The sequence below is a fragment of the Chryseobacterium defluvii genome, from assembly GCF_003634775.1.
In the GTDB taxonomy this organism is placed as follows: Bacteria; Bacteroidota; Bacteroidia; order Flavobacteriales; family Weeksellaceae; genus Chryseobacterium; species Chryseobacterium defluvii.
This window is the reverse complement of sequence record NZ_RBXB01000003.1, coordinates 855,323-869,451: the sequence shown is the minus strand read 5'-3', so window position 1 is coordinate 869,451 and position 14,129 is coordinate 855,323. Positions and strand designations below refer to the sequence as shown.

At 37.2% G+C, this 14,129-nt stretch carries 12 protein-coding genes; 3 read left to right on the top strand and 9 right to left on the bottom strand.

Annotated features, from left to right (window positions below):
* Nucleotide 1: 1 nt before the first annotated feature.
* The 7 genes from BCF58_RS15885 to BCF58_RS15855 all read right to left on the bottom strand — a co-directional run bounded on the left by BCF58_RS15885 (nt 2) and on the right by BCF58_RS15855 (nt 7,780).
* Nucleotides 2-1,132: a glycosyltransferase gene (locus BCF58_RS15885; RefSeq protein ID WP_121462776.1), complete on the bottom strand. Its 1,131-nt coding sequence runs from the start codon at nt 1,130-1,132 to the stop codon at nt 2-4.
* Nucleotides 1,133-1,214: 82 nt separating this feature from the next.
* Nucleotides 1,215-1,700 (bottom strand): hypothetical protein, encoded by a 486-nt coding sequence (locus BCF58_RS15880; protein WP_121462775.1) that lies wholly within the window; start codon nt 1,698-1,700, stop codon nt 1,215-1,217.
* A 111-nt stretch (nt 1,701-1,811) separates the two neighbouring features.
* Nucleotides 1,812-2,591, bottom strand: coding sequence for a (Fe-S)-binding protein (locus BCF58_RS15875; RefSeq protein WP_121462774.1), 780 nt, complete (start codon nt 2,589-2,591; stop codon nt 1,812-1,814).
* On the bottom strand, nt 2,581-3,201 hold the full coding sequence (locus BCF58_RS15870; RefSeq protein WP_121462773.1) for a hypothetical protein: 621 nt from the start codon (nt 3,199-3,201) through the stop codon (nt 2,581-2,583). The genes BCF58_RS15875 and BCF58_RS15870 overlap by 11 nt, the downstream gene beginning before the upstream one ends.
* 11 nt (nt 3,202-3,212) lie before the next feature.
* Nucleotides 3,213-4,538: a (Fe-S)-binding protein gene (locus tag BCF58_RS15865; protein WP_121462772.1), complete on the bottom strand. Its 1,326-nt coding sequence runs from the start codon at nt 4,536-4,538 to the stop codon at nt 3,213-3,215.
* A gap of 15 nt (nt 4,539-4,553) precedes the next feature.
* The gene (locus BCF58_RS15860; protein ID WP_121462771.1) at nt 4,554-5,504 is read right to left on the bottom strand and encodes an MlaD family protein; all 951 of its coding nucleotides are present in this window, start codon (nt 5,502-5,504) and stop codon (nt 4,554-4,556) included.
* Between the two features lie 122 nt (nt 5,505-5,626).
* Entirely contained in the window at nt 5,627-7,780 is a 2,154-nt protein-coding gene (locus BCF58_RS15855) for a SurA N-terminal domain-containing protein (protein WP_121462770.1), read from the bottom strand.
* A gap of 279 nt (nt 7,781-8,059) precedes the next feature.
* On the opposite strand from BCF58_RS15855, the gene lon reads away from it, so the two are divergent.
* Together lon and BCF58_RS15845 are read left to right on the top strand one after the other, a co-directional pair.
* Entirely contained in the window at nt 8,060-10,447 is a 2,388-nt protein-coding gene (gene lon, locus BCF58_RS15850; protein ID WP_394337676.1) for an endopeptidase La, read from the top strand.
* A 158-nt stretch (nt 10,448-10,605) separates the two neighbouring features.
* Entirely contained in the window at nt 10,606-11,718 is a 1,113-nt protein-coding gene (locus tag BCF58_RS15845) for an AI-2E family transporter (RefSeq protein WP_121462768.1), read from the top strand.
* 30 nt (nt 11,719-11,748) lie between these two features.
* On the opposite strand, the gene BCF58_RS15840 is transcribed toward BCF58_RS15845, so the two are convergent.
* Nucleotides 11,749-11,985 (bottom strand): bacteriocin-like protein, encoded by a 237-nt coding sequence (locus BCF58_RS15840; protein ID WP_228434824.1) that lies wholly within the window; start codon nt 11,983-11,985, stop codon nt 11,749-11,751.
* Between the two features lie 127 nt (nt 11,986-12,112).
* Between BCF58_RS15840 and BCF58_RS15835 the strand changes: the two genes are divergently transcribed.
* Nucleotides 12,113-12,490: a DoxX family protein gene (locus BCF58_RS15835; RefSeq protein WP_121462767.1), complete on the top strand. Its 378-nt coding sequence runs from the start codon at nt 12,113-12,115 to the stop codon at nt 12,488-12,490.
* Between the two features lie 96 nt (nt 12,491-12,586).
* Here BCF58_RS15835 and BCF58_RS15830 read toward each other — a convergent pair whose 3' ends face one another.
* Nucleotides 12,587-13,945 carry an acyl-CoA dehydrogenase family protein gene (locus tag BCF58_RS15830; RefSeq protein WP_121462766.1) on the bottom strand — a complete coding sequence of 453 codons (1,359 nt, stop codon included), beginning with the start codon at nt 13,943-13,945 and terminating at the stop codon, nt 12,587-12,589.
* Between the last annotated feature and the right edge of the window lie 184 nt (nt 13,946-14,129).

Sequence of the window (14,129 nt, the reverse complement as noted above, 5' to 3'; positions counted from 1 at the left end):
CTTAATGCAGTGTTTTTGTAACGAAATCTACAAATATATCCCGGATTATACCCCAGTTATATTTTTTTTCGTATTCCTCTCTTGCATTTTGGGCGTGTTTATCATACAATTCCGGAGTATTAATATATTGCCATATAATATCCGCTATCGCTTCAGAGTCTACAGGATTTACCAGGAACCCAAACTTTGACACATCCACATGTTCCCGGGTTGCTTTTAAATTTGTATAGATCACAGGCTTTCCGGAAGCCGCGTAATAGAATATCTTAATAGGAAGACAATGATCATTTTCATAATTCAATTCTCTCAGATCAAAACAAATATCCGCAGATGCATACGCCTGGGTAAAAGTTTCAAATGAAGCCGCTTTTTCGATCCTGATATTATCCCAGTTATATTGGTTCAGAAGATTAGAAAAGTAGAAGGTATCCTTTTCTGTTCTTGTCCCTCCTATTAAAAGAATTTCTACTTGTAGCTGCGGCCGTTTCTGACGTAAGCAGGCAATGGCCTCAAAAAAATTCCCAATACCCTTCTCTTTAGACATTTGTCCTGTGTAACAAAGGGTAATTTTATCAGGTTCTAGTTTTTTAATATGAGGATGAATATAACGATCATCCGGAAAATAGGGTAAAAGGATACTCTTTTTGAATGGAAAGACATAAGCTAGCGGAAATTTTTTGGTGTTCTCCCCAAAAATGAAATGAGTACTTAAATACCCTGCATATAATTGGATCAGGAAAAACTTAACGGCATGAAAAGGTTTTAAATAGGATGGATATTTCTCAACCATTCTCATGGAAGGATACCATTCCGTAATGTCATAAATAATACTGATCTTTTTCTCTCTCTTGATCTTTTTCGCTGCAACTACTGTCAAGGGCTCCGAACAAATAATACAATCCGGCTGAAAATGGTCACAAACCTCCTGAAGTTTTTTATGCTTTTCTTTAATACTGTGATCTAAAATCCCATAAGCTTCCACTTCGATACCGTCGATCATACCCTGAAAATCCGCATAAAGACTACAGATTTTCACTTTATATCCTTGACTTTCCAGTTCTTTTGCCTGGTGATAGAAGATTCTGTCATCATTATAGCTATGCGATGTAGTCAAGAATAAAATTTTAGACATCAGTTATTTGTTTTTTACAAATATACTTAAAACAAAAAAGTGGAACTCTTTCCACTTTTTATTTTTTCCAATGTACTCTCTTTTATATAGATGCTGCCCAACTTTTATCCAGTGGCAGCAAAAAATGACTTAAGAAATCAAGGTAGGTGTTTTTAGAGAAATCAAAAACTTCGATGTCTTTTGATAATTCTCCGCTTCTCAGTTTGGATTTAAACTCCTGAAGCTTCAAAGTTTTTACCTCACCATTCTCCACATAACTGGCTTTCATTCTGTCGAACAATCCCAGTTGATATTCTTCATCGATCTCTCTCATCACTTTTCCTAAGGAGTCGATACTGCAACCTGAAGCCATTTCTTTTTCTTCATCTACGCAGATAACGATGAATTGATTCCTTTCAATTTTAAAGGATGAGGAAAGAGGCTTCCCATGCGCAGCCCAGGTTGCCAAAAAATCAAATAACCTCTCTGTAATCGTCTTTGCTTCTTTGGTTGTGAAAGGCCTTGAAGCCGGATATATAATAACTCTGTAGTCGTTGGTTTCAACAACATTTGATTCTTCAATTTTCATATTTTCAATAAATTAAAGTACAAAATTAATAAATTAAATCGAGTTCTATTTTAATACAAAAAAACTCAGGAGCTTTCCTGAGTTTTATACTATTTTTTCAGATGGTAAAATTTATAAGTCTTCTGCTTCGGCAAGAAGTTCAACAATATCTTTTACCGCAACTTCAGTATTTTTGTTAAAATGCTTTACTCCATCCGTCATCATCGTATTGCAAAAAGGACATCCCGTAGCAATTACCTTCGGTTCAAAAGATAAAGCCTCTTCTGTTCTTTCAATATTGATGTCTTTATTTCCTTTTTCAGGTTCTTTAAACATCTGTGCTCCCCCTGCTCCACAACAAAGGCCGTTGGTTTTGCAACGTTTCATTTCCACCAATTCGGCATCCAGCTTTTCCAACAGCATCCTTGGTGCTTCATACTCATCATTGGCTCTTCCCAAATAGCAAGGATCGTGGAAAGTGATTTTCTTTCCTTTGAAAGCGCCACCTTCAATTTTTAATCTTCCCTCTTCCATTAATTTTTTCAGGAACTGGGTGTGATGCATTACCTCATAATGTCCACCAAGATTGGGATACTCATTTTTCAGGGTATTAAAGCAATGCGGGCAAGCGGTTACGATTCTCTTTACTTCGTAAGCGTTAAGAACCTCAATATTCGTTAATGCCATCATCTGGAAAACGAATTCATTCCCGGCACGTTTTGCAGGATCTCCGGTACAACTTTCCTCCTGTCCCAATACGGCAAATTCTACCCCTATTTTATTTAATATTTTGCAAAATGCTTTGGTGATTTTTTTCGCACGGTCATCGAAACTTCCGGCACAGCCCACCCAAAACAAAACTTCCGGTGATTTTCCTTCGGCAGCATATTCTGCCATTGTTTTAATTTGCATTTTCTTTTTGTTTAATTAAAAAATCCGCATAGTACTCCTTGGCTTTCTTCAATACTTCTACCGGTATTACTGATGCAAAAAAAGGATTGGTTTCGTCATAATTCATATATTTCCAGACATTCCCCGTAGATTTATCATTGATTGCAACAATCATGCTTTCTTTGCTTATTTCTACAGTACTATCATCCAGAAACTTTGCTTTCATCCCTTGTACTTCCATCATCCCTATCATTGCTGTTTTCTTTTCTGCATCAAATTTCTCTTTCAGAAAAGTCATTTTCATTTTCATCGGGTAAGTAACGAATGCGTATTTTATTTGGTCTTTCCCTGAAAAAATTTCTGAAGCATTAAATGCAGTCTTATCTACCTTAATAACTTCCATTTTGAATTCTTCATTTCCCTCAAACATAGCTTTGAAGCCTTCAATCATCGTTTCCCTGTTGATTTTTTCAAAAAGAACCGGGTGGGTAAGATTGAGTATTCCGTTGTAATCTTTTTTACTGAATAACTCCATCATGGATTGAGAGTCTTCAAGAATCTTTTTCTGATCTGCAGATTGTGCCACCAGAAAACCTGAAATTAATACGAAAATGAAGAGTAATTTTTTCATCTTTTGAGCTTTTAATCATTTGCCCAATTTAAACGATCGGCCTGATTATATTGCCACGGAGCGGCATTATTCTCTACATTGGTCATCATCAGGTTAAGTTCCTGAGGAGCCGCTGATTGTTCCATCACCAGGAATCTTCTCATTTCAAAGATAATGGAAAGAGGATCCAACAGTACAGGACAAGCCTCGGTACACGCATTACATGTGGTACAAGCCCAAAGTTCTTCTTTGGTAATATAATCGTTTAATAATTTTTTACCATCATCCACAAACTTTCCGTTTTTATCAATATTTTTTCCTACTTCTTCCAGACGGTCTCTGGTTTTCATAAGGATTAATCTTGGAGAAAGCTTTTTACCGGTAATATTCGCAGGACACACAGCAGTACATCTTCCGCATTCCGTACAGGAATAGGCATTCAGTAGCTGAACCTGGTTTAGATCAAACACATCTTCCGCTCCGAATTTTGACGGAGCTTCGGTCTCGCCTTCCGCCGGTGCAGCATAAGGATCTGCGTTAGGATCCATCATCAATTTGATTTCTTTGGTAACGGATTCCAGGTTATTAAATTTCCCTTTCTTTTCCAGATTAGCATACCAGGTACTTGGAAATGCTAAAATAATATGTAAATGTTTTGAGTAATAAAGATAGTTCATGAAGAACAAAATTCCTACAAAGTGAAACCACCATGCTGCTTTTTCTGTAAAGAATAGGAAACTGTCTCCAAAGTTATTAAAGATAGGAGCCAAAATAGTGGAACTGATCGGGAAACTTCCGTGTTCAGGAAGTAAACCTTTCTGTTGCAGTACCCAATCAGAAGTATTCATCGTAAAGAAAGCCACCATTAAAGCAAATTCAATGATCAGGATCCAGTTCGCGTCTTGCTTTGGCCATCCGAAAAGCTCTTTCATCGTTAATCTCTTAACTCCGTAAAAATTTCTTCGGATAAAGAATACAACAACACCAATAACGACTAAAAGAGCCAGAATTTCCAGTGTTGCCGTAAAAGCATTATAAAATCCATGTCCTAAGATCGTTGCCAAAAACCGGTGTGTTCCGAATAATCCGTCAACAATAATTTCTATAAGTTCTATATTGATGATAATGAAACCAACATACACAAAAAGGTGTAAAATCCCTGCAACAGGACGTTTTACCATTTTGCTCTGGCCCATTGCCACTCTAGCCATGGTTTCCCAACGTTCAGCTTTTCTGTCATTCCGGTTGATTTCTCTTCCTAATCTGATATTCCGATAGATCTTTTGTAAGCTTTTTGCAAAAAGCCCGAAACCTGCAACTAATAAAATCAGGAAAATTATATTATCAATATACTGCATAAGGTTTATGAGTTATTAGTCTTTATTGTTCTTACCAAAAACGGAGAAGTTGATATATCTTTTCGGATTGGCCTTCATATCTTCGATTAACGAATTCAGATTTGTAGATGCAGAATTCAGATTGTTGTAAAGCTGCTCGTCTTTCATTAGCTTCCCTAAGCTTCCCTGTCCGCTATCAATTCCACCGATCACCTGGTTCAGTTTTCCTACTGTGGCATCTAAATTAGCAATCGTAGCATTCAGCTTTTTAGTATCAATGCTTTCAGCCAGGGTTCCGTATTTATCTAATGTAACTTTACCACTTTGCATCGTTAAGCTCGCATCATCCAATACTTTTTGAAGTTTAGGATCATTGTTTCCTACCAATGAATTTACACTTGCTGCTGTAGTTTGCAATGCGCCAACAGTTTTATTAAGATTGCTTAATAATGCTCTGATTTCTGCCCTGTTCTGAGCGTCTACTAGCTGATTCGCATTAGTCATTAATGAATCTACACGGTGAAGGACAACCTGTAATTGGTCTTTAACAGGCCCTACCTGAGAAGACAGGTTATTCATCATGGATAATTTGAAAGCACCCTGTAAGGTGTCTCCATCTTTTGCAGTGGGGCCACCATACATTAGATTTACTCTCATCTCCTTACCGGACATTAATCCCGGCTCGAAAATTTCAAGGGTAGAATTCTTTGAGAATTCAAAGTTATTATCTATGGTAACTTTTACAATAAAATGGATTTTCCCGTCTTTTGCAGTCTGAGGAATAATCTTATCCACTTGCCCCACCTTTAATCCGTTGATCGAAACAGGAGAAGATTGAGCCAGTCCTTCTACATTATCATATCTTGCGTAAAATATATTATCGGTAGTGAAAAGACTTCTGCCTTTCATAAATTGAAATAATAACACAAAGCCTACAATAGCCAAAAGTGCGATCACACCAGCTTTTAATTCTTTACTGAACTTCACTTGCTAAATTTTTTCTATGAGCAAATATAAGACATTTAAATTAATGTTTTTCTTTCTTGCTCTGCGTTAAATACAAAAAAAGCGGCAAAAAGTTTGCCGCTTTATATAAATGAATTTTATTTTTATTGTTGCTGTGTTCCAAGCTTACTCCAGATCTCAATTCTATAATCTTCAATATCTGCATTATCCTGTAAACTCTTCATCCATGCCTGCCCGAACATTCCCGCATTTCTCTGGGTAATAGATTCTGTCAGTTGTTTAAGATCTCCCGGTTGTTTGTTTACGGTTTCATTCTTTTTGATCAGCACATAAACTCCTGTACCTCCTTCAACCGCATTAGAAATCTTACCTTTTTTAACTCCAAATGCAGCACCTGCAACTTTAGGCTCCATTGATCCGCCTACTGAAGGATTTAAAAGATTCACCTGTGCCGTTTGTTTTGTAGTGGCAAACATTTTTGCAATCTGATCTAAGTTGGATGCTTTGGCTGCAGCAATTTTATCAGAGATTTGTTTTGCCGCCAATTTATTTTTAACAATAACTTCGATCTGGTCTCTTACAGATTCCGGATCAGCAAGGCCTTTTTCCTGTTTTCCGTTAAGATATACTACAATTTTATCTCCTGTTCCGTCTACCGTAAAAAATTCTGTATCTCCTTTCTCTCTTTTCTTATCGAATGCCCATGCAAGGATCTCAGAATCTTTATCCGTACCTAAACCTTGTAGCTGACCATCGAATCTTTTAGCCGCTTTAGGATTAGAGAACTGGTAATTAGATTTTTTAGCAATATTTACGAAATCGTTGAAAGATTTTCCTTGAACCTGTTGGATAAATCTTCTTGCTTTTTTATCCGTATCAGCTTCAGTAGCTTCGGAAGGCTTAACAGCTTTCACAAGGTTAGCCACTTTATAACCCATTGCTCCAGGTTTTTTATCCTGAATATTAATGATATGGTATCCGAATTGTGTTTCCACCACTCCTGTTGCTCCTTTAGGATTGTTTGCAAGGTAGGTTAAGAATTCAGGAACAAAAGGCGTTTCCGGTGTAGTCCATCCTAAGCTTCCTCCTTGAGCCGCAGAATTAGGGTCATTGGAAAGCTTAATGAAGTCTGTAAATTTAGCCGGATCAGTTTTTACGATAGCTCCAATAGAATCCGCTAATTTTTTAGCCGCTTCTTTAGACCTTGTAACACCTTCTCCTGCAGGGCTTCCCTTGAATGCAATAAGGATATGTCTTGATAATGTAGAATCAGATGTTTTTTTATCTAAAAGCTTAGATACTACATAAACGTTTTGCTCTTTATAAGGGCCGAAAGTCTGACCGATTGCAGCAGTTGCAATCTGCCCCTGAATAGTCTGAGGCAATTGATTAGGCTTTAAATACTGATTACTGAAAGGCATATCAGAATTAGCCATTACGAACATAGAATCGTTGGTTGTATTCTGGAAATTTTCCTTACCTCCACTGGCATCCGTACCTCCTGAAAATAATTTTGTAATTTCTTTCTGAGTTGCTGCTTCATCTGCTGCACTTGGCTGAGAAGGAAAATATACGATCCCAATATTTCTGCTCGGTTCTGTTTTGAACATGACAGGATGCTGCTTAATATAATTGGCAAGATCCTCAGTAGAAACATTGATTTTAGTTTTTTGAAGATAAGCCGCATAATCAATTTTTACAAAATCGATATCAGCAAGCTGGTCTCTCTGCTTCATTAATTCTTCAGCTTCTTTCTTCCCTGTCGTGATTCCTGCAGAAAGGTTTGCAAATACCTGTCTTGCCATCAATCTGTATTCGATAGCTTTTTTAGATTTCAACCACTGGTTGTAACCTTCAGGACTAGCATTCTTTAATTCTTCAATTTGTTTTTTAAGTTCCTGGGTTTTAAAATTCCCTTTCTCATCGAAGAATTGCTGGTTTTGGGCAAACAACTGATCATACTGGATCTGATTCCAAAAGTAATCTTCCGTCATTTCAAACCCCATTTTTTCAAATTGTTGCTTGATAAGCTTAGATTGCACCAACAATTGCCAAGCCTGTTCTTCAAGACCATTCTTTGGCTGACCTTGTTGCTCTGCCTGCTGCTGAAGTACGAAAAGCTGATCATTGTACTCTTCACGAGTAATTTTTTCACCATTCACTTTTCCTAAAACATCAGGATTTTTTCCAAAAACCTTATCGATACTGTCAGGATTCACCAAGAAGGCTAAAAGTGCCAACGCAATTACTCCCATCAAAAGCCAAGGTCTATTCCTAATCTGTCCTAAAATTGCCATTTTATAAATTATAGTTTTTTATCAGTTTGCGAAAATACACATTTTTAAGAAATTACAGAAACGTATATGCTTTTTTTAATCTTTTTAAACTCAATCTTATACAAAAAAGGAAATTTTGACCAGATTTCTCACCAAAATACAAATGGCATAAGTATTGTGCCATTTAAAATGATATAGTATATCTGGTATTCTTGCAGTATATTATCAAAATATCACTTTAACGATTTAAAACTGAAATGACAATTTGTCATTCGATTGACTATGACAGAATTTGAAGATATGAGTTTAGAAGAAATAATCAGCGACGGATTCGATATTGTGGCCGAGGAGATCAATCTTTCCGACCTTACCGAGACTGAGAAAAATTCCGAACAGAAAATATTCCCTATACTTCCCGTAAGAAATATGGTAATGTTCCCGAATGTGGTGATTCCTATTACGGCAGGAAGAAAAACATCTATACAACTGCTTGAAGAGGCCCAAAAAAATGGAGATCTTATCGGAATTATCAGCCAGAAAAATTCAGATTTAGAGCAACCTGCCGAGAAGGATCTTTTTCAGATTGGTACCTTGGCTAAGATCATCAAAATCATCAAGCTTCCTGAAGGGAATATTACAGCCATTACTAAAGGGTTTCACCGGTTTAAGGTCAAAAAGTACGTTGAAACACAGCCTTATTTTAAAGCTGAAATTTCCAAGCTGAAAGACAATAAGCCTAAAAATATAGAAGAATATGAAGCCTTGCTTGAAAACATCAAGGATCTGGCTTTAAAGATTATCGAACTTGATCCTAACATTCCCAACGCGGCCAATTTTGCGATTAAAAACATCAATAATAATGATGATTTATTAAATTTCATCTGCACCAATGCTAATTTCTCACCGGCAGACAAGCAGAAACTGCTTGAAGAGAAAAACCTGATAGAAAGGGCAAATAAATGTTATGAGATGATGCATGAAGATTTCAGAAAACTGGAATTGAGAAATCAGATTCATCAGAAGACATCAAAAGACCTGGATAAGCAGCAAAGAGAATATTTTTTAAATCAACAGATCAGAACCATTCAGGAGGAATTGGGAGGCGGTCCGGAAAGTGATGTTGAAGAACTGATCAAAAAAGCCAGAGCCAAAAAATGGAACAATGAAGTGGAGGAGCATTTCCAGAAAGAAATCGGCAGACTTCAACGCCAGAACCCTAATTCTCCGGATTATAATGTTCAGAGAAATTATCTGGATTTTTTTACGGATCTTCCCTGGGAAACTTATACTAAAGATATTTTTGACATTGCCAGAGCCGAAAAAGTTTTAGATAAGGCTCATTTCGGACTGGAAGATATCAAAAAAAGGATTTTGGAACATATGGCTGTTCTAAAATTGAAAAACAATATGAGATCTCCTATCCTTCTTTTGGTTGGTCCTCCCGGAGTGGGTAAAACTTCTTTAGGAAAATCAATTGCAGATGCTTTAGGCAGAAAATACGTAAGATTATCATTGGGTGGCCTTCATGATGAAAGTGAGATCAGGGGACATAGAAAAACCTATATTGGTGCAATGGCCGGAAGAATTCTCCAGTCTATTAAAAAGTCCGGAACATCGAATCCTGTTATTGTTTTGGATGAGATTGATAAGATCGGGCAAGGTCTTCACGGAGACCCGAGTTCAGCGCTTCTGGAAGTTCTTGATCCTGAACAGAATAAATCTTTCTATGATAATTTCTTAGAAATGGGTTATAATCTATCTAAAGTAATGTTCATTGCTACAGCCAACTCTCTTTCAACGATACAGACTCCTCTTTTGGACAGAACAGAGATCATCCAAATCGCAGGATATACATTGGAAGAAAAGATAGAGATTGCCAAAAGACACCTCATCAAAAAGCAGCAGGAGGAAAATGGTTTGGATTCTAAATCATTCAAGCTTGGAAATTCTGAACTTAAGCATATTATTGAAGCACATACTTCTGAAAGCGGAGTAAGATCTTTAGAGAAAAGAATCGCTTCCATTGCCCGTTGGGTAGCTTTACAAACGGCATTATTGAAAGAATACGACCGTAAAATTTCTCTTGAAAAAGTAGATGAAATTTTAGGAGTCCCAAGACCGAAGAGCTTATCTGAAATTACCGGAGTCCCGGGAGTGGTTACAGGATTGGCCTGGACAAGTGTGGGAGGAGATATCTTATTCATTGAAAGTATTTTAAGCAATGGTAAAGGAACTCTTACGATGACCGGTAATCTGGGAACCGTGATGAAGGAATCGGCTACAATTGCTTTAGAGTATATTAAGGCGAAGCATCATGAGCTTGGAATTGATCAGGAGGATCTGGAAAAGAAAAACATCCACGTTCACGTTCCTGAAGGGGCAACACCTAAAGACGGACCTTCTGCAGGTATTGCGATGTTAACATCCATGGTATCTTCTTTTAAGAATAAAAAAGTAAAACCGCATATGGCCATGACGGGGGAAATTACTTTAAGAGGTAAAGTGCTTCCTGTAGGTGGAATTAAAGAAAAGCTTTTAGCAGCTACCAGAGCCGGAATTAAAGATGTAATTCTTTGTGAAGCTAACAGAAAAGATGTGGAAGAAATCAAGAAAGATTATTTAAAAAACCTGAAAGTTCATTACGTAAACAGAATGGAGGAAGTAATTGACATCGCTATCGAAAAATAAAAATTTATACATATTAACTCTCAATAAAAAATTCGCTCCATAGTTGGAGCGAGTTTTATTTTCATACTTTGCGGAAGAAATAAATTAATCAAATTATAAAGATGATGAAGCCTTCCAATTAAGGGCTTTTTAGTATTTTTATACTGAATAACTGCAAAATGAACTTTTTTAGAATCCCTTTTCTCCTGAAACTTACCCTTGTTGTCGTTTCCATCATTGGTATCGGATATCTTCTGGCTTTAGGCCAGAGTATTCTTTCTCCTTTTTTCCTTGCATTTTTAATGGCTATGCTGTTTTTGCCGGTGGCTACTTTTATGGAAAGAAAGCTAAGGTTCCCGAGATCTTTATCTACCATGACTTCTGTGATGATCATGCTGATTATTTTAACCGGACTTATATATTTCTTTGGATCACAGCTGTCCAGTTTCAGCAAAGATATACCTCATTTAAGGGCACAATTTGATACGGTTTTCAACAGCCTTCAAAAATGGGTTTCTGAGACTTTTCATGTAAAAATTGATGAGCAGCTGGATTATCTTGATCAGGGCTTAAATAAGCTTTTATCTTCTTCCGGGGTAATTCTCGGCTTTACTTTTGGCATATTCTCAACCGGAATTGGTTTTATTATATTCTTTATTCTCTTTTTCATTTTTATTTTGAATTACAGAAGAATTCTGAACAACTTCATCGTTTCTGTTTTTAATGAAAAGCATAAATCCAGTGTGCAGGAAGTAGTCAACGAAGTAAGGGTGATGACCAAAAAATATATCATAGGGCTTTGTCTTCAGGTGATTATTGTATCCATATTTACGACTATTGTGCTTAGTGTTTTAGGAGTGAAGTATGCTGTTCTCTTAGGCGTTTTAACGGGATTGCTGAATGTGATTCCTTATTTGGGAATACTTATCTCCCTTTTAATATCGTGCTTTATTGCTTTTGCTACCAGTACACCGGCAACCTGCATTTATGTTATTATCGGGTATGTAGGAGTTCACATTATCGACGGAAATATTGTTCTTCCTTTTGTTGTAGGTTCCAAAGTGAAAATCAATGCACTGTTCTCGTTTATTGGTATTGTAATAGGAGAGCACCTTTGGGGTATTGCGGGTATGTTTCTCTGTATTCCGGCCATCGCCATTATTAAGATCATCTTTGAAAGAGTGGAAGATCTGAAACCTTGGGGAAGATTACTTGGAGAGGAAGAGAAGCCTCATAAAAAGAAAAAAAGCTATAAAATCTCTAAAAATATCACCTTACAAGAAAAGGATTAAAAAAGCCCTCCGGTTGGAGGGCTTTTTTAATTATAAAGGACAGAGCGGCTGTCTGCCGTCAGAACAAAGCTGATCACAAGGAATATAGGCTCCGTCATTCGGGCAATATCCTAATGTCCCGCCACCACCCGGATCACCACCTCCAAGGCACGGATGACCGGGAGGAACAATGCATGGGCAGTCTATCGGTGCTATATCACAAGGTTCCGCACCACCATTGATTTTCTTTAAGTTTTCGCGATTTAATTTTTGAAGATTTTTCAACATAATATTACTGTTTAGTTGGTTTGGTTTAGCAAATATATAAAGTATAAGGCATGAAATAATAAAAAATTCTCTAATGAGAGAATATCAATGTGTTTTTTATTTAAATTTGATAAAAAATCCAAGAATCATGAAAATAGTAAAATTCATTGTAAGCTTACTTTTCGGGCTTATGTTCATTAATGCCGGATTGAACAAATTCTTTAATTATATGCCCATGGAGAAACCCACTCCGGAACAAATGAAGCTTTTCGCTGCTTTTGGAGAAATCAGCTGGTTGATGCCATTAGTTGGAATTGTAGAAATCATTGGGGGACTATTATTTATTTTCCCAAAAACAAGAGCTTTAGGAGCTATTGTTATTTTACCTGTAATGGTAGGAATTGTTGTTCATGTTTTCACCATGGATAAATCTCCCATGGGAATGACAATTGCGGGAGTGATGTTCCTGATCAACCTTTGGATGATTATTGATAATAAAGAAAAATATAAAGCTTTAGTAAGCTAATATGTTAAGTGAAAGGTCAATCGTGAATTTTGCTTCGCAAGTGAATTCTTAAAATTGACAACAAGGTTAATTGACTATTGACCATTCATTTTTAAATTATACAAATGCACTGAAGCCTGTAATAGACCTTCCTACAATTAATGAATTGATTTCTTTCGTTCCTTCATAGGAATAAATGGCTTCCGCATCAGCAACAAATCTTGCAACATCATACTCCAGAAGAATTCCGTTTCCTCCCATTACTTCACGTGCCCTGGAAACAATGTCCCTGGTTCTCAAGGTGCAGAAAACCTTGGCTAAAGAAGCGTGCTCATCTTTCAGAATCCCTTCGTCCTGCATTTCGGATAATCTGAATACCATCGTTTGCATAGCGGTGAGATTCGATAACATTTCTACGAGATGTCCCTGAATCATCTGGAATGAAGCGATAGGTTTTCCGAATTGTTCTCTTTTTCTGGTATAATCCAATGCACTTTCATAAGCTCCTCTTGCACATCCCGTTGCCATCCACGCCACTCCGGCCCTTGTCATACGCAGGACTTTCCCCGTATCTTTAAATGAATTGGCATTCTGGAGGCGATTTTCCTCCGTAACCAGACAGTCTTTTAACGTGATCAGTCCGTTCTGAACAATTCTTAAGGCCATTTTCCCTTTGATCTTCTCTACGGAATATCCGGGATTATCTTTTTCTACAATAAACCCTTTTACTTCCCCATTATCCAGATCTCTTGCCCAAATGATCACCAGGTCAGCAAAAGTTGCGTTTCCAATCCATTTTTTTTGTCCGTTCAGTATCCAGCCTTCAGGTGTTTTTTTACAGGTTACCGTTAAACCACCTGCTGCTCCCGAACCTACTTCCGGCTCCGTTAATCCAAACGCGCCGATTTTCTCGAATTTCTGCATTTGTGGAAGCCATTTCTGTTTTTGTTCTTCGGATCCGCAGATGTAGATAGAGCCCATAGCCAATCCGGACTGTACTCCAAAAAAAGTGGCAATAGATGCATCAATTCTCGCCATTTCCATTGCAATGACCCCTTCCATCAAAAACGGCATTCCGGGACAGCCGTATCCTTCATAGGTTACTCCGCAGATATCCAGCTTCTGGAATTTCGGAATCAATTCAAACGGAAATTCATCTCTCAGCCAGTAGTGGTTGACCAGAGGTTTCACTTCTTTTTCCATGAAAGCCCTTACTTTAAGCTGAATGTCTCTTTGTTCCGGTGTCAGCGTATGATAGATATCGTAGAAATCTCCATCAATGGGCGGAAGCTCTTTTTTCGGTTTATCCGGATCAAGCATTTTCATTAATCCGCTCAACTGTTTGTCATCTAATTTTGAAAAATTATGCATCAGTTTCGGAAGGTCCACTTTTTGAGAAATGGCACTCAGCTGATCAAAGTCTATTGACTTGAATAACTCTATTGCGTTTTTGATTTTGGAAAAAGGGCTGGACATAGTTATTATGGTGGTTTTGGTTTGTAAAAAGCATGCAAAAATCAATCCGAAATTAAGCCTTAATTTAATCACGCGTTTTACAAAGTATTGATTTACATATATTTATCCATGCTATTTTATTTACAAATTTTTTACTTGCAATTTTCAAATATTACAAAAAAATCAGGCTGAACTTTGAGGTAAG